Source organism: Companilactobacillus versmoldensis DSM 14857 = KCTC 3814 (assembly GCF_001434295.1).
GTDB classification, from domain to species: domain Bacteria; phylum Bacillota; class Bacilli; order Lactobacillales; family Lactobacillaceae; genus Companilactobacillus; species Companilactobacillus versmoldensis.
The window spans coordinates 54,406-75,875 of record NZ_AZFA01000005.1 but is presented as its reverse complement, the minus strand read 5'-3'; the positions used below and the strand labels follow the sequence as shown (position 1 = coordinate 75,875).

Sequence of the window (21,470 nt, the reverse complement as noted above, 5' to 3'; positions counted from 1 at the left end):
TCTAATAATTCCCACGTAATCTCTTATAAGCCATTAATCAATGGCCAAAAAAATAAGGAGAATTCACATGAGATTATCAAAAATCACCCTGATCACCGGTTTGACACTTTCGACCTGTTTAGCTGTTGCTCCACCGATAGTTAACGACTGTGCTGCCGTAATGATTGAGTCTGGCACCTTGGAGACAGCTAAATTCTATAATTTGACAGCTGACACTCTACAAATAGGATCCGGAAACATGCCCGATAAAAACATCGACCAGCAAGAACGATTACTCAAAAATAATCCTGCAAAGATCAAAGTTATCCGATTTATTGGCGATGTCAAAGCTAATTCCAAGGTTACTAATATTTTTGCCAACTTGCCCAATTTAGAAAGAATCGAAGGTCTGTCCAATCTCGACATTTCAAGTTTGACCAGTTTAGAGCGAATGTTCGCTAATACTCCCAAATTAAATTCGCTGGATATTGGAAGTTTTCACACCGAAAATATCAGTTCATTGAAGGAAACTTTTTTCCATTCAGGGATAAAGACTTTAAATCTGTCAACTTGGAACGTCGACAAACCAACTGACCTGTCGGATGCGTTTGCGCATTCGAATCTGCAGTCGCTTGATTTATCCAACTGGCATCCCCAAAATTTAATCCAAGCTGATGGAGCTTTCGAGGATACTAAATTGTCGAAAGTGAATCTGAGCAATTTAGCCATGTCTTCGTCCAGCGATATGCTAAAAGGCACTGAATTACAGCAACTCCAGCTATCAAAAACCAACTCATTAAAAAATGCTGGTTTGACTCCTGGAAAGTGGCGGAACGACTCTGATCAAAAAGTTTATTCCAGTACCCAATTGGAACAAATGTACTCAAAGCCTGAGACTGCCGTTAATACTAGTTTTTCACGTATTACCGATGCAAGTCAGGAAACACCCAAACCGACTGAGCCATCAGGTGACAGAGTCAACCATCCAATTGCAGAACAAAAGCCGACTGACATCAATCCTCCAACTGCGATAGTCGTTCCAGAAACTGTACCAGATGAAACATCGACAAGCTCGGACAACCACACATTAAATATTGTAAAACCTGTCGAAAAAACTCCAGAACAAAAGCCTTCAACTAATAAAGGAGTTGATCATCCTTCTATTCAGGTAGAAATACAAAAGCCCCATCTACCTGAACCTACGCCACACAAGAAAACTCCAGTAGGTCAAAAGCCAGATGTTACTCAAACCAAGCCAACAAACAAACCGATTTTCCCTCCTGCAGAAATAACCAGTCATTCAGTTGCAATCGAGTCTCCTACAAAAAACCAATCAATTAATAAACCAGAATCTAGTACCACGGCGATAAGTTCTGACTCAACAATTTCAAAGCACCCAAAAATAACAACTGATCAGCCAAAACCTAAATCGCCTTTAATCATCCAGCAATGGCGCACGGTTACGACTCTTTTCAAAAATAAGCCAATAACTGTCTATAATACTAGTTTAGAAAAAGTTGTCCAGAGGAAATTGTCGGTCGGAAGTGACTGGTTTAGTGAGCAGAAGATGCTGAAAAATGGCAAGGCCTATTTTCGTATCTCCACTAATGAGTGGGTCTTGGCCGATGACGTCTACGAATACCAGCCACAAACTCAAATAATCACTACTAAATCTGACTCAAATAAATCTTTGATGACAGATCAAGGAGAATTAGTCAACAACCGTCAGCTTTCGAAAAACTCTCATTGGTTTACTGATCGTAGTACAACCATCAAAGGGAAACTCTACTATCGTGTCTCAACTAATAGTTTTATTTCTGCTCAAGATATTGAATGATTCAACCATTTGAAAAATATTTTTCATTTATATTTCTATCGTCAGATATGAACGAATATCAAGCAAATTGATTTTTTGATCACCAACCAGAAACTTATTGATTATGTTGATAAACCTTATTTTTTAAAACATCTATATTTTATCTTCCAAAAAGACTAAATTTTGTTGAAATGATTTCGATTTCAAAAGTTAATTCAATATTCACATATGACATTGAAAATAAAAAATAAATCAGCATATTATAATAAAATAAATTGGCGTTTTTGACATTATCTATTAAGATTGATTTGTTACAAAATAAATTTTTCATTTTAAAGGAGAACGATCCCATGCCTCAAACAGCAACTCATAATATTCGCGAGAAACGAATCATCACCAGAAATAAGCTAGCTGCAATTGCCGGCCTAACCCTGACCGCAAGTATGGTACTATCAGAAATCGCTCCCGTAACCGCCCAAGCAAGTAGTGTTCAAGTTACTGAACATGCATTTTTTAAAAATAGCATTAACTCTAATCCCGGAAGTTCCGATCATGGCACAACCGGATCTCAAAATTCAAAAGACAACTCAGATTCAAATAAAGAAAATACCGATTTAATTTTAAACGAAGATAAGACTATTCTTACAATTAATGGAAAAAATATAACTAAACAAAAACTGGATGAAAAAGTAGGCAATAATAAAGCAACTGTATCAACCATTAAAATCACAAAAAATGCGTCATTTGCCAATGAAGATTCTAGTTTACTTAATGAATATACAAATTTAACAACACTCGACCTATCTGAAACTGAGAATTTACCAAACGTATCAAAAATCATTGTTAGTGCACCTAATTTAAATACAATTAAAATACCATCAAATTTTGATATTACAACTACTAATTTGAATAAAAATTTGAACGATAAAACTTGGTATCAAATTGATAACAATGAAAATCTTGTAAATTATTTTAATTCTACAAATTGGGATAAAAATTCCAAATACAAAATTTCCAATCCAACTACTCTAAAAAAAATCACAAATGAAAATTTATCTGAAAAACCAGAAATAAAAGCAAATGTGAATGGTATTACTTATTTTATAATTGGTGGGAAAAAAATTGGCGATGTGATAACCATCAGTACTCAACCAGGAGATTACCACACTGATAAAGAAAAATTTCAAGTATTAATTATTTCTTCAACTGAAGCAAAGGTAATTGATCCTGCAGGCGAAGGTAAAATTACTGTCTCTCAATGGAATTTAGATGAGAATAGTGGAGTTTTAAATATTACTTCTGGAACATTAAATAATGCTAATTTCACCAAACAATTGGATTCCCGTAAAGATAAAATCAAGGAAATCCACATCTCCGGCAAAGTGAAAGTAGAGGAATCAGCTAAAGAATTATTTAAAGGATTATCAAATGTTGAAAACATCTCTGGATTAGAGAATTTAGATATTTCAAATATTCCTGCGGACAGCAATATGTTTAAAGATGATAATAAATTAAATAAAGTTGATTTATCAAAATGTGATCCATCATCATTAGATAAGATAATCAGCTTATTTACTAAAGCAAATATAACTGATTTGGCATTACCTGCCCAATCTGATTTAAAAAAAATCAATATCATCCAAGCAAATGAAAACTGGTTTAAAATAGAATATGCCCAAAATGGTGATTTACAAAAAATTACTGACGCAGCATCAATATCTTATGAAACAACCAAAAACATTACAAGATTCATAAAAACCAGCAATAATGGTGTTTCAACAAAAATCAATTGTGAAATTCCTGATGGGAATAAAAAACCAATTCCTGGAGTGATAGATGGAGAAGTGGGAACTAAAAAGGAATTTACAGCACCTGTAACAAGTGGATTAACTTCTACTCAAAGTTTCTCTATTTTAATAACCGACAAAGATAAATATTCCATTATTTATCCAAATTTATATAGCAACCAACTTTCTTATACTAAGAATAATCCTACAATCGATCCTGTATCGCCATCTTTACCTTCAAGTTCATCATCTGGTAATACAACAAGTACATCTACCCCAGATCATTCAACTGATAGTTCTACCTCAACAGACACTGACACGATGACTCCTCATCAAGTTACGAATGGTCAGAATCTTAGCAAGGATAAGAATTCCCTTGCTAAAAAGGTCAGTCGTTTGCTCTCCATTTTCTTCCACAAGAATACTATCAAGCTTTACGATTCTAATTTAAATGTATCTAATCGTTCTCTTGCTAATGGTACTGACTGGTTCAGTGACCAAGAGATGGTGCGTGATGGTGAGACTTACTACCGTATCTCTACTAATGAATGGATCAAGGCTTCTGATACTTATGACTACCTTGTTAAAGACAGTGTCGTAACTACTAAGTCTGGTGCTTCTAGACGATTGGTCAACTCTCGCGGTGAAGTTTCTAACCGTCAATTGAGTGGTGGCACTGCTTGGAAATCTGATCGGACAATTCAATTGCATGGTAAGACTTATTATCGTGTTTCATCTGACGAATTTATTTCGGCTGATGATGTAACAATGTAATTCTCTTTTTCATAAAACTTCTTCCTACACATAAAAGGAGACCGACAATTTTACAATTGTTGGCCTCTTTTTTAGTTTTCTGATTGTAGTTCGTATAATTCGGAGTATAGTCCCCGCTTCTTCAATAGGCTTTCATGCGTTCCACGCTCGACGATTTTACCTTTATTCAAGACTAAGATCTGGTCAGCATCTTGAATGGTTGAAAGTCGATGGGCTATCGCAATCGTTGTCCGAGAACTGCGCATCTTGGTCAGTCCTTGATTGATGCTTTCTTCAGTTTGCGGATCGATATTGGCGGTGGCTTAATCTAAGATCAAAACAGTTGGATCACGAACGATGGTCCTAGCAAATGAGATCAATTGTCTTTGACCGGTTGAGAATGTGCTACCTCGTTCGATAACTTTGGCATGATACTTGTTTGGCAATTTACTGATAAATTGGTCAGCGTCGACGAATTCGGCTGCTTGTTTGACTTGTTGGTCGGTTATCTTGTCGTCAAACATGCGGATGTTTTTAGCAATATCTCCATAAAATAAATATGGTTCTTGAATCACTAACCCGAGTTTTTGACGTAATTCTTGGGTAGAAAAGTCGCGAATATCTTGATCATCGATCAGAATCTGACCTTCGCCAAATTCATAAAATCTCAATAAGATATTGACGATGGAACTCTTACCACTTCCGGTATGACCGACTAAGGCTAAGGTTTGACCAGGTTGAACTGTAAAAATTGGTTTGTCGGGCTCGTAGCCAAAGGTCACATGTCGGAACTCAATTTTTCCTTCAGTGATTTGCTTATTGCTGGTTTCGTTTTGTAACGGTGCAGTCGACTGGTGATCGAACATTTTCATGATCCGGAAACCAGCGACTAAACCATCTTGAAAATATGACATGTAATTCATGACATCAGAGAGTGGGTTAAAGAAATTTTGTTGATAAGAAATAAAAGCATAAATCACACCAGCAGCCACGATCGTGTGCATGCTCTGAACACCAAAACCACTCAAGGCAATCAGTTCAGCCAAGGTGAACATCAACGTGATGGTCGGATATAACAAGAAGGAGTTAACATTGATCATCTTATTGCGCATATGAAAGTATGCTTGATTTTTAGTTTCAAATTCTTTGGTCATACGCTTTTGTTGACCAAACTGCTGGATAATATTGATCCCCATTAATGACTCATTCAATTTTGTATTTATCTGACTGAGTAATTCCCGCAAAGTCCGATAAATCTTCGAACTTAATTTTTGATAGAGCCAAACGACAAAATATAGTACCAAAATGAAGGCTGCTGTAGCTAAAGCCAATGGCACGCTGACGGACAGCATGGCAACAAAGGCTGAGATCATCGCAAAGGCGGCCACGAAGATAGTCAAAAACAAATTCCAGAAGTCATAAAGCGTTTTTGTATCATTTGTTACGCGTGAAACAATTGAGCCAGCCGGCGTCCTATCAAAGTATTCCATCCCAAAAGTGTGTAACTTTTTGTATAAATTACTGCGAATTTTTTCCAGAGTCCGCTCAGCACCCATCGAGAATGCAAAGTTTTGGACAAATTGAACAATTGCTTTGATCATCGTCCCAATAAAATAAACGATGGCAAATCCGATAACGATTTGTAGACCAGTACTTTGATGAACCAGATAATGGTCCATATAGTACTGCAACATCCGCGGCAATGCCACATTGATGATACTTAGACCAATGGCAAATACCAATGCCGTCGCAAATTGACGTTTAAATAGCCAAGCATATTTGAACAATCTTTTTAAGACTGTTACTTGCTGTTTTCGTGTCAACGATTGAACTCGTTGTGATTTTTTAGTTGGTTTATCCACGTTGCTTCAACCTCCCCTCAATGGCAGCATTCTTTTCCTGTAAATTAAAGGTATCGTGATACCAACCTTTATTCTCTAATAATTCCGAGTGAGTACCTTTTTCGATGATCGTCCCGTGATCGACGACGATGATCTCGTCTGCGTGTTCGACTGAACTCAGTCGACTGGCGGCGATAATGGTCGTTCCATTTTGACGGTCACTGGCGATCCGTTGTTCGATATTTTTTTCAGTCTTAGCATCAACAGCTGATAAAGAATCATCCAAGATCAGTAATTTGGGGTCACTCAAGACAGCTCTAGCGATAGCTAGTCGTTGTTTTTGACCACCTGACAAAGAGACACCTAATTCACCGACTTCAGTATCGTAACCTTCAGGCATATTGTTAATATCTTTGGCTAAATCAGCAATGTGGGCGGCTTTTTCAACTTGCTGTTGACTAGCATCAATATTAGCGAAACGCACGTTGTCACGGACATCCGTCGAAAACAAGAAGTTAGTTTGTGGAACATAGCCGATCTTATCAAGGTACTTATTGATGTTGTAATCACGAATATCATTCCCACCAACGGATATCGACCCTTGATAAAGATCAAAGTCACGCATCAACAGGTTGATGATAGTCGATTTCCCACCACCGGTCGGTCCCACGATACCTAAAGTCTGACCCTGTCCTAATTTAAAAGAAACGTTATTGATGGCTGGGGCTGGATCGTCAGGATAATTGAATTTACTGACTTCAAAATCAATATTACCGTTGTCGACTGGGGTGATAGCTTTTTTCGGTTGGACCAGTGATGATTTTTCATTCAACAAATCAGTGATCCGGTCGTAACTGGCGGCACCACGTTCCAAGATATTGAACAGGCTGCCAACGGCAAACATTGGCCAAGTCAATTCGGCTAGATATGTAATGAAGGAAACTAATTGTCCGATAGTCATTTGTTGATGAATGACGGCTAAGCCACCAATTATGATAGTTATTACGTAAGACAGTCCCATGATCAGCGTGGTCAAGGGATTGAACAAAGCATCCAATCGATATGAACGCTTGTTAGCTTTGATATTGCCATCGACATAGCGGTCAAAATCTACTTGATCTTCTTTTTCCTGGCCCAAGGCTTTCAGGACTTTGATCCCGACGACACTTTCTTGGGTTTTGTTATTGATATTGGAAAACTCGCCTTGCGATTTCAAAAAGGCATTGTGGATCTTATTGCCGAGGACATTAGCCATGATGGCTAATAAAATCAGTGGAAAAATTGCTAGGATCGTTAACTTCCAACTGATGAACATCCCCATGGCGACGATCATCGATAGGCCAGTGATCAGTGAGTCCGCCAGGGTCAAAATACCAGCCCCAGCTACTTCACGGACAGCATCGATATCATTAGTGGCATGGGCCATTAAATCCCCTGTTCGCCATTTTTGATAGAAAGTCGAATCCATTTCCATAAAATGTGTATATAGCTGACTTCTTAAATCTCGTTCCAAGACAAAAGAACTGCCGTAGATCATTTTCTGCCATAAAAATCTCAGAAAATAGCCTGCTACTGCAGCTAATAAAAGAACCGCCATATTTAATGTTAAATAACTGAAACTCATCGTCTGTTTGTTGACGGCATCTACGATATTACCGACGATCTTAGGTGGGATTATATTACAAATCGCCACTAAGATAAGAGCTAAGACACCAAACGAGTATTGTTCCCATCTTTGTTTAAAAAACCAATTGAGTCGAGAGAAAATCCCCATAATAATTCACCTATTAATATTTTTATTGACTGAAACACTTTACACCTTCGAGCGTAGTGTAAGTCAATCTAATCGCTTAGGAATTTCGAATTTGCCAAAGAAAAAACTCCTGAAACTATTTTTCAGTTTCAGGAGCCTCTTTAGCTTTTGTTTTTTGTTCTAGTAAACGTTTCTCACCATCAAGGGCCCGGATATGGGTAACATCCTGTGATACTTCAAGGCATCCTAGGTAATGTCCGTCTTCATCCCGTAGAGCATAGTAGCGGATGTAAACGAAAGTTTTCCCATGGAGGTTGATCCAAAATTCATTGGAATCAGATGTTCCTTCATGAAATTCCTTGAGGATCTCGAGTACTTTGTCGACACTCTTGGGTGGATGGCAATTGACGACAGCTCGTCCAATTACGACTTTGGTTCTCGGGAAAACTCGATTAGGTGAATTCGAGAACCATTTGACGTGGTCAGTCGCATCAACGAAAGTTAGATCGACTGGCAAAATGTTGAACAAAGCGGTCAATTCGTCGAGATTTAGGCGTCCTGTTTCAAAACGGACGTTGATCTCATCACTTGGTAACTCAAGGCCAGTCTTGACTGGATCAAGCTTGTGTTCGGAACGTTGGCGAATTTTTTCGTGCATCGACATATGTTCCTTGGCTGGCTTAGGTGCTGGTTTTTCCTTTGGTTGCAAGCTAGGTGTGACATCGACGATTGGAATTTGTTTCTTCTCACGATGATGATCTTTAGCTTCAAGACCATCGGCGTCAGCTAATCCTTGGGCCATCTTATTCAACTCGTCAGCAATTTTAGGGTTTTTCTTCTTTTTGCCTTCGGCTAATTCTTTATCAGTTGGTTTCCAAGGTAGTGGTTGGGCGATCAAGGTGTAACCAATATCTTTTTCGTCTTGTTCGGCCATATACCAATCTTCTGGCGTAGCAACCTCATCGAGCATCGGGATCATGATCTCTTCTTCTTTGAAGATCATTTCCAGAACCTCTTTGCAGGCTTTTTCGATTGCGGCCTCGACTTTATATTTGTCGGGAACAGGATCACTAGTTACCATTTTATAGGCGTCCTTGATCCAGCCACGAATTTCATCATCGACTCCCCACATAACTTTTGGCGGAGCCGTGATACCGTATTTGTCCATTAATGGGAAAATATTATTTTCCTTACGGCTGTAATGTTTGTCGATCGTCATTAAATCTTTCAGCGCTTTTTGCATGCGTTCGAGATATTCTTCATTTTTACCATTTTGTTGCCATTTTTTGAGACATGGTAGTAACTCATCATTGATCAGCGATGACATGACGAGATTTTCCAATTTCATGGTAGCAACTGGATGGCCCGGTTTTTCAAAAGCTGGTGTACTTTCGTTACCGGTGATCGATCCCTTAAAAACGGCGGCGTGAACGTTGCAAAGATTTTGGATCTCCATCGGATTCAATCCGCTAGAGATCAGTTCACGTTCAGCTGAGGTGATCTCAGAGACGTCGACGCTGGAAAATGATTCATCGAACATTTTTTTGGCTTTATCAAAATCTCCACCTTCGTGGAGAAAATTTAAGATCTCAACGATCTTCTTTTGTCTTTGAACACTAGTTAACGTTTTATTGGTCATAATTTTTCAGCTCGTAGCCCCTCTCTTCAAAGGCCTGGGCAATTTTATCTTGTGGTATTCCCATGGCTTTTGATCCTTTTTTCAAATTAATGATTTTCCCGACTGTATTCAGCATTCCGGGAACTTTAATTTTAGTAAAGCCAATCGAATACATGATATCTACAAAATCGGGATACTCTTGTGCCAATTGATGGATCGGCACTTCAAAATCGATAACTTTTTGACTCATAAGTGATTCTCCTCTTAAAAAAAGTTATCCATGAATTCCTAAGGCAATCTTAGCGAAACGACTCATCTTACTCATATCCCAAATTGGGTACCAAACTAAGTTGATGTCGCAACTGTCTATACCGTCAACTGATTCAACGGCTTGATGAATATCGTTATTGATCATGTCACTTAATGGACAGCCCATAGTAGTTAAGGTCATGGTAACGGTGCATTTAGTGTCCTCAATATCGATCCCATAGATCAAACCTAGATTGACGATATCGATCCCTAATTCTGGATCAATAACTGCTTCTAAGGCATCAGTTATTTCATTTACTTTTTCTTTTTTTGCTTCTTCATCCATAATAAAACCTCGCTTATTTAACGATCTTGTGTGCACCAGAAATATATTTTCTTTGAAGAAGAATCAAACAAATGATACCCACTAGCGCTATCAAGTAAATACCTACTTGATAACCTCCAGTTGCTTCTTTGATGAATCCAAGGATAACGGGTGGGAAATATCCACCTAGTCCACCCATGGCACCAACGAATCCAGTAACGGCACCAGTATTTCCGGATGAAACGAAAGGAACCATCTTGAAAATAATTCCGTTTCCTAAACCAACTAAAATGGCTAGTAAAACAATGATTGTGACAAAGACACCTTGAGTTTCCAAGAAGATACCCAAAATGATAGCCACCACGATCAAAGCAATAAAGTCGTATCTCAATAAAGTCATTGGACGGATCTTATCAGACAAGTACCCACCTAGTGGACGCAACAAGGTACCGATGACAGCAAAAACTGCGGCCCAGATACCTGCTTCGACTAATGACTGTGAGAATAACTTAGTCATAAACGTTGGCAACAAGTTACTCATTGACATGAACAAACCGAATGTTAGGAAATAGAAGAGTGCTAAATACCAAGTATCGCTTTCTTTAGCAACTGAAAGTGATTTTCCTAAAGTAGCTTCCTTATTAGTTTTAGATTCAGGACAGAACAACATCAAAACTACAAAGATCAACAACAAGACTACTAACAAATAGAAAATACCATTCAAACTCATTGTTTTAACGAAACGTGGTAGGAAGAAGGCTGAAAAAGACGTACCGATGTTACCAACACTAGCGATTCCTAAGACTAAACCTTGTTTTTCGGGTGGGAAAAACTCAGTGACATAAGAAACACCAACAGCAAATGATGTTCCGGCCATTCCTAGTAACAATGCGGTGAAGATCAACATTCCATATGAATGTACTCTTGGCATCATCAAAACAGGAATAATCAAGAACAACATCAAGACGATATAAGTTTTCTTACCGCCCCATCTATCTGACAAGATACCCATCGGGATTCTCATTATTGAACCTAATAAAATTGGCGTAGCTAGTAAAAATGTCCGTTGAAATTCAGTAACTTGGACTCCAGCATTCTTTAAAATGACATCTATTAATGGCGCCAAACATAACCAAACCATGAAACATATCATCATTGATAATGTTCCCATTGTTAAGGCAAGATATGATTTACCTTTACTTTCCATTTTACAGACCCCCATTATTTAGTTCCTCTTAGTACTTGATTCTAACCACCACTAACTGGTGGAATAATTGCAATTTCATCAACTGACGTTAAGTCGATCTTATCCTCATTGGCGTATTCCTCATTAACAGCCACCAATGATTGATCCAAGACATCAGCATAATCAGGGTGCAACTCCTTGATCTGCTCCAAAACGTCCTGTGCCTTAAACTGATCTGGCAATGACAAATCGACAGTCGGACCAATCTTTTCAGCTAACACAGAAAATAATTTAACCTTCATTATTCAAGACCTCCCCAACGTATTTTGTCTTTATCATACTCTTTCTTCCAAATCGGGACCGTTTTTTTCAAACGGTCGATCAGCATCTGACAATTTTCGAAAGCCTCCGCTCGATGCGGAGCGGCGACACCAATAAAGACTGCCACATCACCTAACTGCAATTCACCCACACGATGGACCATCACAACATCCATCCCTTGGGCTAAAACGGAATCTGCTAATTTTTGCATTTCCTTTTCAGCCATCATTTTATAGGTGGAATACTCGATTTTCTCTGTCTCAATTTCACCTGTATATTGGCGAACAGTGCCTAAAAAGGTGTCGATACCACCATATTCATTGTGGATCAGACTTTTTGTCAGAGAATCAACATCAATCGGTTTATCGACTATTTTGATCAAACTCATTTGATGATCTCCCCCTTCAAAATCTTATGAACTTGTTTGGTAGTAAATTTATGGTCGTAAAAAGCTTGATAGAAGTTCTTAACCTTATTAGTTAAGTTAACATCCTTCATTTCTTCAGGATGGATCTTCTTTGCAGCCCACCACAACTGCAAGTCTTCTTCAGCACTATAACGATCCCATTGGAAGATACCAGTTGGATTACCATAAACCTTTTTATTCTTGACCGCTTTGAGTGACTTGAAACGTGAATCTTTCTTCAAAGCCTTCAAAGCTTTTTTACTCGTTGTATTACCAACAATAATAATGTCGGGATTAGCTTTAATGATCTCCTCAGCTGAAACATCGATCATATTACCTTTAGTCTTGATAGCATTTTTACCACCAGCAGTTTTGATCCACTGATCGACGATTGTCTTGCGTCCATCGACTTTAGTTAGATCATTTTTGTTGACGATATGCAAAACACTTGGTACACCGGCACCTTTCGTCCGGTTCTTAACTTCGTAAAGGTCATCCTCGAGTTGAGAATTGTAGGCCTTAGCTTGTTTATTGGCTTTGCCTCCTACTATCTTACCAGTTAATGTAACCGTTTTCTGCAATCCTGAGAAATTTTGGAACATTGAATTGACGACAGGGACTCCCGTTTTACGGATAGTTTCCGTCTCAGCTTTGTCAGCGCTGATGACTACATCAGGCTTTTGAGCTAACAATTCTTCAGTATTAACACTGTCACTATTGAATGGCACCGCCGATTTTTTGACCGAAGGATAAAGTTTGGTCAATAATTTATTGTCATGCGTCAATTTAGTCGTGGCAACCAGTTTATCTTCACCACCGACCATCAACAAGATTGGGTTGTTAGCATGCCATAAGTCAGCGACTCGCTTGACCTTCTTTGGTATTTTAACTTTTTTACCATTATTATCTTTGACCGTTCTAGTCGACGCGGCAAAAACTGTCTCTGGTTGTGTTTGTTGGATACTTACAATGAAAACTCCCATAACTAAAGCCAGTAGCGTTACCAACAGTGCTTTTTTATTCTTCATAATTAATCCATCCTCGTCCCAAAAATATTCCGATGTAATTGTTGGTTATACGTCGATACGATCGGTGTTTTATACAAGTCAGACAAATATTTTTCAGTCAGTATTTCCTCAGTACTCCCCTGGATATAAGTCTGATTGTCAATCAACAGGCCAACGAGGTCACCTACCATCATCGCCTGATTTGGATCATGTGTACTTATTATAATGGAAATATTATTATCTGAAAGGGCTTTTATTAATTTTAAAACTAAAATTTGATTTTTATAATCTAAAGCTGAAGTCGGCTCATCCATGATCAAAAGCTGTGGTTCCTGTACCAAAGCTCGACCGATTTGAGCCAATTGCTTTTGGCCACCGGACATATCCTGCAAACTGATGTCACGATAATCTTCTAGACCAATCTGCGTCAAAACTCGATCCACCTGGAGTTGGTCATTTTGGTTCGGCTGACTGAAGATCGAATGAAAAGCACTGCGCCCGAGCAACAAATAATCCGTTAACTTGAGACTACTTTTGACGTTCACACCTTGGCTGACTAAGGCCACGTGATGGGACAAAACTTTTTTGGGGATCGTTCGTAATTCCTGATCACCCAATTGAATACTTCCGGAGTATGATTTGTGCAAACCACTTAGGCATGACAACAAGGTGCTCTTGCCGATTCCGTTGGGTCCCAGGATGACTAAGATTTGTCCGTCACTGATGCTCAAGTCAACGTTATCAATTATTTTTTTCTGGTCATAAGCAAAGCTGAGCTTTTTAGTTGCGATTTCAGACAACAGTATCTTTTCTCCTTAGTAAAATGAATATGAATATTGGTACGCCGATGAAGCCGGTGACGATACTGATTGGTATGTCATTAACGGTGACACTTCTTGCCAAGGTATCGGCAATTAACAATAACATTGCTCCGGTCAAACCAGTCATTGGCATTGACCAGCGGTTGTCACCGCCGACGATACTACGGCTGATATGAGGGACAACTAGTCCGACCCAGCCGATGACTCCACAAAGACAAACGGCTGCGGCTGTCAGTAAAGTGGCCACTAAAATCATCAAATTGCGGTTAACTGTAGGATTGATCCCAATCGTTTTGATGGTAGCTTCGTCCAGTGCTAGAACGTTCAGACGCCAGCGGGCAAAAAACAGGAACAGTATCCCGATAATCAGAATCGGAGCAACTGAAAACAGTGAACTAAGGTCGACTTTCATAAAGCTACCCATTTCCCAATAAACGATACTTTGCAATTGATCTTCAGGGTCAGCAATATATTTGATCGATCCTAATATAGACTGCATCAAACCTGCCATGATGATTCCGGCTAAGATCAAGGTGATCGAGGAATTACTGTGTAAAAAGTGGTCGATCACTAAGGTCAAAAACATCGTTAAAATACCCATAATAAAGGCAGCCAATTCAGTTACATAAATTGGCATGCCATATAAAATAGCAGAGGCGGCACCTACACTAGATCCCGTCGCTACACCTAAAATATTCGGTGATGCTAATCCGTTATTAAAAACAGATTGAAAAGTGGTGCCGGCCATGGATAGACCCGCGCCAACTAAAATCACAGCTAATATTCTAGTAAATCTTAATTTGAGAATTAATTTAGTAGAGCTAGAAGCTCCATTTAAAAAATAACTCATGACTTCTTGCAAAGTCAGATGATACCGTCCGATCATCATTGCTAAGACGATCAGGACGATCAAAACGACAATAGCAAAAACCATTGCGATTTTATTCTTGTGACGTTTAGCCACGGTTATGATCTCCTCTAATATTAGGTTTTCTCCGATAAACTTCTGGACTTCTGAACAAGTATTGCCATGGTAATGTCAGAGCATGGATCAATCTCGTATAAGGGAAGAATGCAAAGATCAATAGTCCGCAGATCACGTGGATCCTAAAGACGATTGGTACTTGTAGCATCAGATGAAAATCGGGTCTGAAGTAGAACAACTGTCGTGCCCAAACGGATAGGTTAAGACGATAGTTGAATTCAGGATGTAAGAACAGACCTTCACCAAGTGAAGCTGCTAATCCTAAAACGATTACGACTAAGAAAGCCAAATCGACAACCAGATCACTAAATGAGCTAGTTTTGAAAACCCGCTTATTAGCAAAACGACGATGGCTCAAGATCAACATACCGGCTAAGGCCATAAAACCAGCGATACCACCCATTACTAGGGCTCCGATATGGTAGATCTCATTAGGGATACCTAGCCAATCAGTAAAAGCTTTTGGTATCAAAACACCAATGACGTGGCCGAAGAATACGAAAATGATTCCGACGTGGAATAAAATACTTCCGATCATCAATAGTTTTTTCTCGAGTAATTCACTTGATTTGGCAGTAATCGTATCTCGGAAAAAGGTAAACCGAATAATTGTGCCGAATACAAATGAACCGAGTGCCAAATAAGGAAAGACACACCACAATAAAAAGCTTCCGATATCTTCCATCTCTATTCTCCCCCTGCTTTCGTCGCATCTGATTGTTTCATTTCCGGCTGTTCAACACAGGTCCGCATTTCTGAGCGGATAATGCTGACGGTCCGGAAATATAGGTCATCCGATTGTTCTTCAGACTTCTCTAGTAAATTATACGTCCCATCTTCGATAACTGAAAAGAGTAATTTCAAATCTTGTTGGCGATAGTCGTCCTTCCAGTCACTATATGTTAAAAATTCTAACATTAGTGGTAAGTAGTCTGACAACTCAGTACCTTCGATCTGAACTCCAAACATTTCGTAGAGCATTTTTAGCTTAGCTAAAACCTGCCCCCGTTCACGTGAGTCAGTCATCTTGTAATAGGTCATATATAAAGTATAACGATTGTTCAACTCAAATAATGAAACATAATGAGTTTTGATTTCTTCAAGTGAATAAACTTGCATCGCATTAATGATCTCGATCAATTCATCTTTATGCGCAGTTTCTGGATAATTCTTTTTAAAATCCTCTAAAAACTTTGGGTCTAATATTTCTTGAGTCGGGTAGTCGATCATTCTTGATAAATAGATGAATCCACCCTTTAAGCTGTTCAGCTTCTCAATATTAATCACGCCAAATTCCTCCATAGAAACTTTCTGCATAAATGTCTTTGGTTGACATACCAGCCTTGGCTTTTCTTAACATACTGCCATGTGCAGGAGCTAAAGCACAGCCATCACATTCTTCATAGCCTAAACCGCCTTGATCATCTTCAACATGTTCGATATTTTCCTTTTTGGACTTAGGAATAACGAATCTGTCTTCATATTTGGCAATAGCCAAAAGACGATAAAGTGATGTGGCTGATTCTTCGGTCAAACCAACCCGATCAAGTTTTTCAGGATCAAAGTCTTTTCCACTTGTTTTTGCACGCATATATAACCTCATCATAGCTAATTTATAGAGTGCATTCTTAATTACTTCAGTGTTTCCACCAGCTAAAAGATTTGCTAAGTATTCAACAGGAATACGCATTTCTTCAATAGCTGGGAAAATCAATTCAGGATATTTAATGGAGTTCTTACCTTCGAAGTAATTCATGATTGGTGACAGCGGTGGTACATACCAAACCATTGGCATTGTACGGTATTCTGGGTGCAATGGGAAAGCAATCTTTTCTTCAACAGCCATCTTGTAAATAGGTGAACGTTGAGCACATTTGATAGTTTCCATATCAACACCATCAGCTAAAGCCTGATCGATTACTTCTGGGTCATTAGGATCTAAGAATAGATCCAATTGTGATTGATAAAGTTTCGTATCATCAGGTTCTTCACAGGCTTCTTGAACACGGTCAGCGTCATATAAAATAACGCCAATGTAACGAATACGACCAACACAAGTTTCAGAACAAACTGTTGGTAGGCCTTCTTCAATTCTTGGATAACAGAAAGTACATTTTTCAGCTTTGTTAGTCTTCCAGTTGAAGTAAACCTTCTTGTAAGGGCAACCTGTCATGCAAAAACGCCATCCACGACAACGTTCTTGGTCAACGAGGACAATACCATCTTCATCACGTTTGTACATCGCACCACTTGGACATGAAGCAACACAAGCAGCGTTTAAACAATGTTCACACAAACGTGGCAAATACATCATGAAAGTTTTCTCAAAGTTTCCTTTGATATCGGCTTCGATGTTTTGCATATTAGGATCTTCACCGAAACTACGATCTGAACCAGCCAAATCGTCATCCCAGTTAGGACCATTGTTCAATTTCATATATTCACCAGTGATTTGTGACTTTGCACGAGCAACTGGTTGATGCTTTGTTTCTTTACCAAATAATGTTTGATAGTCGTATGTCCATGGTTCGTAGTAATCATCAAGATTAGGCATATCTGGATTGTAAAAAATCTTTGCCAAGGAAACCTTGTTCACTTTACTACCGGCACGCAATTCAAGCTTGCCTTTACGGTTCAACTTCCAGCCACCCTTATAGTGACTTTCGTCTTCCCATTTCTTGGGATAACCAACGCCAGGTCTTGTTTCAACGTTGTTAAACCACATGTATTCTGCACCGGGACGGTTAGTCCAAGTTTGTTTACATGTTACTGAACAAGTATGGCATCCAATACACTTATCCAAGTTAAGAACCATGGAAATTTGTGCTTTAACCTTCATTCCACTTGACCTCCTTAAGTTTTCTTACATTAACGTATAAATCTCTTTGATTACCGATTGGTCCATAATAGTTAAATTCGTAACTCAACTGACCATAGCCTCCGACCATTTGAGTAGGTTTAACGTGAATCTGAGTTGGAGCATTTGAAGAGCCACCACGATTACCAGTAATAGTTGATAATGGTTCTTCAATCTCCATGTCTTGAGAATGGTACATGTACATCGTACCGTCAGGCATTCTTTGCGAAACGACCGCTCTAGCTGTAACAACACCGTTCTTGTTGTACAACTCAACCCAGTCGTTATCCTTAACATCGATCTTTTTAGCATCGTCCAAACTCAACCAAACTGTTGGACCACCTCTAAACAGAGTCAACATGTAAAGATTATCTTGGTAAGTAGTATGGATATTCCATTTCCCGTGCGGTGTTAAGTAACGTAAGGTTACTTCTTTGTCAGCTCTTTCGACCTTCGTATCAGTTGGTGCCATAACGAATGGTGGCAAGGTTGGCTTGTAAGTAGCTAACTCTTCACCGTATTCCTGGAAGATCTCGTGATCCACGTAATACGATTGACGACCAGTAACAGTTCTAAATGGAACGTTTCTTTCAATGTTAACTGAGAATGGTGAATATCTATCACCATCATGTTTAGCACTGGAGAAGATTGGTGTTGGGATACCTTCACGTGGTTGAACTGTGATGCTTTGGAAAGTCATCTGTTTTTCAGTTTGACCAGCTGAGATATCGGATAATTTCTCGCCAGTGATCTCTTCGGCGTTAGCCCATGCCTTCTTAGCAACATGTCCATTTGAGGCACTGGATAGATGCAAGATAGCCTCAGCAACGTTCTTATCGGCATCCAACTTTGGACAGCCTTTTTCGATGCCCTCATCGTAAGTACCAATCATATCCTTCAATTCATCGTATTCATCGGAAACGTCGTAACTGTATCCATTTGAACCAACTTTGCCACGGGCGTGTGGTCCTAAGGAAATGAACTTGTCATAAATCTTAGTATAGTCACGTTCAACTAATGAAAGACTTGGCATGGTCTTACCAGGAATGGCTTCGATCTCGCCTTTCTTCCAATCTTTGATCTCGCCAAGTGGTTGAGCAATTTCACCTTTAGAATCATGACCTAATGGCTGAGTCTTCAAATCATATTTGACGCCACTAAAGTATTTCTTAGCCATGCTAGATAATTCTTTAGCGATACCCTGGAAGGCTTGCCAATCGCTCTTTGATTCCCAAAGTGGATCGACCGCTTTGTTAAATGGGTGAATGAATGGATGCATATCAGTACTTGAGAGGTCTTCTTTTTCGTACCAAGTTGCGGCTGGCAAGACGATATCAGAATAAAGAGGTGTCGTTACCATTCTGAAATCAAAGGTCGTTACTAAGTCCAACTTACCATCGATCGAGTGGTCATCCCATTCCATATCTTCCGGTTTAAAATTGCCGTTTGTCTTAGCTAACAAACCATTTTCAGCACCAAGCATGTGGCGCATGAAATACTCTTGGCCTTTACCTGAAGATGAAAACAGGTTTGAACGCCAGATGAACATCTCTTTAGGTTGATTACGATCTTCGTCAGGAGCCTCAGCGGCAAACTTCAAGCTACCATCGACTAACTCTTTGACAACTTTTTTAGAAATTTCTTCCATATCAGTTGTCTTATATTGGTCGGTAAAGCTCAAACTGTTGCGGTCAAATTGTGGATATGATGGCATCCAACCTAATCTGATAGCCATCTGATTGTAGTCAGCTGGATGTTTGTAACTATGTGAGATGTGTTTTGTTGGTGATTTTTGAGCAGCGTTATCTAATTCGTCATACTTCCATTGATCACTAGCGAAGTAGAAGAAGGAGGTACCTTGTTGTTGACGTGCCCCACCGGGAGTCCAGTCGTTAGCAAAGGCGATATTGGCCCAACCTTCAGCAGGACGAAGTTTTTCTTGTCCAACATAGTGAGCCCAGCCACCACCTTGAACACCGACACAGCCACAAAGTAGCAACATATTGATTGCTGAACGATAAGTCATATCGGAATTGAACCAGTGGTTAACACCAGCACCAATGATGATCATTGATTTACCTTTAGTTTCAGCGGCATTCTTAGCAAATTCATTAGCGATTTGGACGATCATATCTTGACGAACACCAGTGATTTTTTCTGACCAAGCAGGTGTGAACAAGCTATCGACATCAGTGTAGCCTTTGGCAGCATATGGATCAGCTTCAACACGGTTGATACCATATTGAGCCATCAGTAGATCGTAGACAGTAGCAACCTTTTGCGTTGAACCGTCCTTCAAAGTGATCTCACGATATGGAAGTGTTCTTTGGAAAATCGAATTACCAGAAGCATCAAAACTTGGCATATCGACTGTTGCTGTCTTACCGTCATCAATAAATGACAATTTAGGATCGATTTGGTGACCATCATCAGCCGTCAAATCAAGATTCCATTTCTTATCTTGTTCCCATCTTTGACCAAGTGTTCCGTTTGGAACTACCAATTGATCATCCGTTGAGTCAACAAGAACTGGCTTCCATTCACCATTAACAGTCTTTTCATCTGAGATATCAGAAATTCTGACAAAGCGTCCAGATGTGACATGTGCGGGATTAGTTTCACTTTGATCGAGCATGATGACAAATGGTAAGTCGGTGAATCTCTTCGAGTAATCGATGAAATATGGAACTTGTTTCTTGTTATAAAATTCATTCAAAATTACATGTGTGAAGCCTTGTGCCAAAGCAGCATCAGAACCAGGATGTGGAGCTAACCAGTTATCAGCAAACTTAACATTTTCAGCATAATCTGGCGAAATTGAAACAACCTTTGTTCCTTTATAACGAGCTTCGACCATGAAGTGAGCATCAGGTGTTCTAGTTAATGGAACATTTGAACCCCACATCATCAAGTATTGGCTGTTGTACCAATCAGCTGATTCAGGAACATCGGTCTGTTCTCCCCAAACTTGTGGTGATGCTGGTGGTAGATCGGCGTACCAATCATAGAAACTGAGCATTTCGCCACCAATCATCGAGATGAATCTAGCACCTGATGCGTAACTTAACATTGACATAGCGGGGATCGGTGAGAATCCGGCAATCCGATCAGGACCGTACTTCTTAATTGTGTACAAAGTCATGGCTGAAATGAGTTCAGTTGCATCTTGCCACTTAACACGGATCAAACCACCATGTCCACGAGCTGATTTATATTCCTTAGTTTTTTCTGGGTCAGTCACGATACTTTCCCAGGCATCAATTGGATTATCATGTTCCTCTTTAGCCTTGTCCCACATTCTCCACAAACGTTCACGAATGTAAGGATACTTAATTCTTAATGGGCTATATTCATACCATGAAAAACTGGCACCACGAGGGCACCCACGCGGTTCATATTCCGGCATGTTGGGACCACATGATGGATAGTCAGTTGATTGGTGTTCCCAAGTAACTACCCCTTGTTTAACATAAACGTTCCAGCTACAAGAACCAGTGCAGTTAACACCGTGTGTAGTCCGAACGACTTTGTCGTGAGCCCAGCGCTTTTTGTATAATTTTTCCCAGCGACGAGAATGTTCCTCTAGTTGAGTAAAATTACCGTTGAATTTTTCGACTTTTTTAAAAAATTTTGATTTCAACATAAGCAACTCTCCTACCAATATCCTAATTTGATCGGTACTTATTTCCTTACATTAAATTTAGCACGTATCCTAATTGACTTCGATTAGGAATTTCCCTAACCTTTTTGATAAATACATATTTGG

The 21,470-nt window shown here is 39.3% G+C and carries 16 protein-coding genes and 1 pseudogene; 2 read left to right on the top strand and 15 right to left on the bottom strand.

Annotation, left to right across the window (positions count from 1 at the left end):
• Window positions 1–67 precede the first annotated feature (67 nt).
• Window positions 68–1,816 (top strand): BspA family leucine-rich repeat surface protein, encoded by a 1,749-nt coding sequence (locus tag FC27_RS04075; protein WP_010625387.1) that lies wholly within the window; start codon window positions 68–70, stop codon window positions 1,814–1,816.
• A 329-nt stretch (window positions 1,817–2,145) separates the two neighbouring features.
• Window positions 2,146–4,356, top strand: a complete 2,211-nt coding sequence (locus FC27_RS04070) for an SLAP domain-containing protein (protein WP_010625389.1) — start codon at window positions 2,146–2,148, stop codon at window positions 4,354–4,356.
• A 71-nt stretch (window positions 4,357–4,427) separates the two neighbouring features.
• On the opposite strand, the pseudogene FC27_RS04065 reads toward FC27_RS04070, so the two are convergent.
• From FC27_RS04065 to FC27_RS03995, 15 genes and pseudogenes are all read right to left on the bottom strand, one after another.
• Window positions 4,428–6,197 (bottom strand): annotated as a pseudogene (locus FC27_RS04065) (ABC transporter ATP-binding protein).
• A complete protein-coding gene (locus FC27_RS04060) occupies window positions 6,190–7,950 on the bottom strand; it encodes an ABC transporter ATP-binding protein (RefSeq protein ID WP_010625392.1) in 1,761 nt (586 codons plus the stop codon). The pseudogene FC27_RS04065 and the gene FC27_RS04060 overlap by 8 nt, the downstream one beginning before the upstream one ends.
• A gap of 115 nt (window positions 7,951–8,065) precedes the next feature.
• The gene (locus FC27_RS04055) at window positions 8,066–9,568 is read right to left on the bottom strand and encodes a DUF438 domain-containing protein (RefSeq protein WP_010625393.1); all 1,503 of its coding nucleotides are present in this window, start codon (window positions 9,566–9,568) and stop codon (window positions 8,066–8,068) included.
• The gene (locus FC27_RS04050) at window positions 9,558–9,797 is read right to left on the bottom strand and encodes a DUF1858 domain-containing protein (protein WP_010625394.1); all 240 of its coding nucleotides are present in this window, start codon (window positions 9,795–9,797) and stop codon (window positions 9,558–9,560) included. The genes FC27_RS04055 and FC27_RS04050 overlap by 11 nt, the downstream gene beginning before the upstream one ends.
• A gap of 24 nt (window positions 9,798–9,821) precedes the next feature.
• Window positions 9,822–10,142, bottom strand: a complete 321-nt coding sequence (locus FC27_RS04045) for a metal-sulfur cluster assembly factor (RefSeq protein ID WP_010625395.1) — start codon at window positions 10,140–10,142, stop codon at window positions 9,822–9,824.
• A 13-nt stretch (window positions 10,143–10,155) separates the two neighbouring features.
• Window positions 10,156–11,328, bottom strand: coding sequence for a nitrate/nitrite transporter (locus FC27_RS04040; RefSeq protein ID WP_010625396.1), 1,173 nt, complete (start codon window positions 11,326–11,328; stop codon window positions 10,156–10,158).
• 41 nt (window positions 11,329–11,369) lie between these two features.
• A complete protein-coding gene (locus FC27_RS04035) occupies window positions 11,370–11,609 on the bottom strand; it encodes a MoaD/ThiS family protein (RefSeq protein WP_010625397.1) in 240 nt (79 codons plus the stop codon).
• The gene (locus FC27_RS04030) at window positions 11,609–12,016 is read right to left on the bottom strand and encodes a molybdenum cofactor biosynthesis protein MoaE (protein WP_010625398.1); all 408 of its coding nucleotides are present in this window, start codon (window positions 12,014–12,016) and stop codon (window positions 11,609–11,611) included. The genes FC27_RS04035 and FC27_RS04030 overlap by 1 nt, the downstream gene beginning before the upstream one ends.
• The gene (locus tag FC27_RS04025) at window positions 12,013–13,062 is read right to left on the bottom strand and encodes an ABC transporter substrate-binding protein (RefSeq protein ID WP_010625399.1); all 1,050 of its coding nucleotides are present in this window, start codon (window positions 13,060–13,062) and stop codon (window positions 12,013–12,015) included. Before FC27_RS04025 ends, FC27_RS04030 begins: the two co-directional genes overlap by 4 nt.
• A gap of 2 nt (window positions 13,063–13,064) precedes the next feature.
• Window positions 13,065–13,841, bottom strand: a complete 777-nt coding sequence (locus FC27_RS04020) for an ABC transporter ATP-binding protein (protein ID WP_010625400.1) — start codon at window positions 13,839–13,841, stop codon at window positions 13,065–13,067.
• Window positions 13,834–14,826 carry a FecCD family ABC transporter permease gene (locus tag FC27_RS04015; protein ID WP_010625401.1) on the bottom strand — a complete coding sequence of 331 codons (993 nt, stop codon included), beginning with the start codon at window positions 14,824–14,826 and terminating at the stop codon, window positions 13,834–13,836. The genes FC27_RS04020 and FC27_RS04015 overlap by 8 nt, the downstream gene beginning before the upstream one ends.
• On the bottom strand, window positions 14,819–15,532 hold the full coding sequence (narI, locus tag FC27_RS04010; protein ID WP_010625402.1) for a respiratory nitrate reductase subunit gamma: 714 nt from the start codon (window positions 15,530–15,532) through the stop codon (window positions 14,819–14,821). The genes FC27_RS04015 and narI overlap by 8 nt, the downstream gene beginning before the upstream one ends.
• 2 nt (window positions 15,533–15,534) lie before the next feature.
• Window positions 15,535–16,134 (bottom strand): nitrate reductase molybdenum cofactor assembly chaperone, encoded by a 600-nt coding sequence (narJ, locus tag FC27_RS04005; protein ID WP_010625403.1) that lies wholly within the window; start codon window positions 16,132–16,134, stop codon window positions 15,535–15,537.
• Window positions 16,127–17,686, bottom strand: a complete 1,560-nt coding sequence (gene narH / locus FC27_RS04000; RefSeq protein ID WP_010625404.1) for a nitrate reductase subunit beta — start codon at window positions 17,684–17,686, stop codon at window positions 16,127–16,129. Before narH ends, narJ begins: the two co-directional genes overlap by 8 nt.
• Complete coding sequence (locus tag FC27_RS03995) at window positions 17,676–21,347, bottom strand: nitrate reductase subunit alpha (RefSeq protein WP_010625405.1); 3,672 nt, start codon at window positions 21,345–21,347, stop codon at window positions 17,676–17,678. Before FC27_RS03995 ends, narH begins: the two co-directional genes overlap by 11 nt.
• Between the last annotated feature and the right edge of the window lie 123 nt (window positions 21,348–21,470).

Excerpts from the sequence above, each read along its gene's own strand:
- narH (WP_010625404.1), bottom strand. The coding sequence starts at position 17,686 with ATGAAGGTTAAAGCACAAATTTCCATGGTTCTTAACTTGGATAAGTGT.
- FC27_RS04060 (WP_010625392.1), bottom strand. The coding sequence starts at position 7,950 with ATGGGGATTTTCTCTCGACTCAATTGGTTTTTTAAACAAAGATGGGAA.
- narI (WP_010625402.1), bottom strand. The coding sequence starts at position 15,532 with ATGGAAGATATCGGAAGCTTTTTATTGTGGTGTGTCTTTCCTTATTTG.
- FC27_RS04050 (WP_010625394.1), bottom strand. The coding sequence starts at position 9,797 with ATGAGTCAAAAAGTTATCGATTTTGAAGTGCCGATCCATCAATTGGCA.
- FC27_RS04075 (WP_010625387.1), top strand. The coding sequence starts at position 68 with ATGAGATTATCAAAAATCACCCTGATCACCGGTTTGACACTTTCGACC.
- FC27_RS04030 (WP_010625398.1), bottom strand. The coding sequence starts at position 12,016 with ATGAGTTTGATCAAAATAGTCGATAAACCGATTGATGTTGATTCTCTG.
- FC27_RS03995 (WP_010625405.1), bottom strand. The coding sequence starts at position 21,347 with ATGTTGAAATCAAAATTTTTTAAAAAAGTCGAAAAATTCAACGGTAAT.
- FC27_RS04035 (WP_010625397.1), bottom strand. The coding sequence starts at position 11,609 with ATGAAGGTTAAATTATTTTCTGTGTTAGCTGAAAAGATTGGTCCGACT.
- FC27_RS04055 (WP_010625393.1), bottom strand. The coding sequence starts at position 9,568 with ATGACCAATAAAACGTTAACTAGTGTTCAAAGACAAAAGAAGATCGTT.
- FC27_RS04025 (WP_010625399.1), bottom strand. The coding sequence starts at position 13,062 with ATGAAGAATAAAAAAGCACTGTTGGTAACGCTACTGGCTTTAGTTATG.
- FC27_RS04070 (WP_010625389.1), top strand. The coding sequence starts at position 2,146 with ATGCCTCAAACAGCAACTCATAATATTCGCGAGAAACGAATCATCACC.
- FC27_RS04040 (WP_010625396.1), bottom strand. The coding sequence starts at position 11,328 with ATGGAAAGTAAAGGTAAATCATATCTTGCCTTAACAATGGGAACATTA.
- FC27_RS04045 (WP_010625395.1), bottom strand. The coding sequence starts at position 10,142 with ATGGATGAAGAAGCAAAAAAAGAAAAAGTAAATGAAATAACTGATGCC.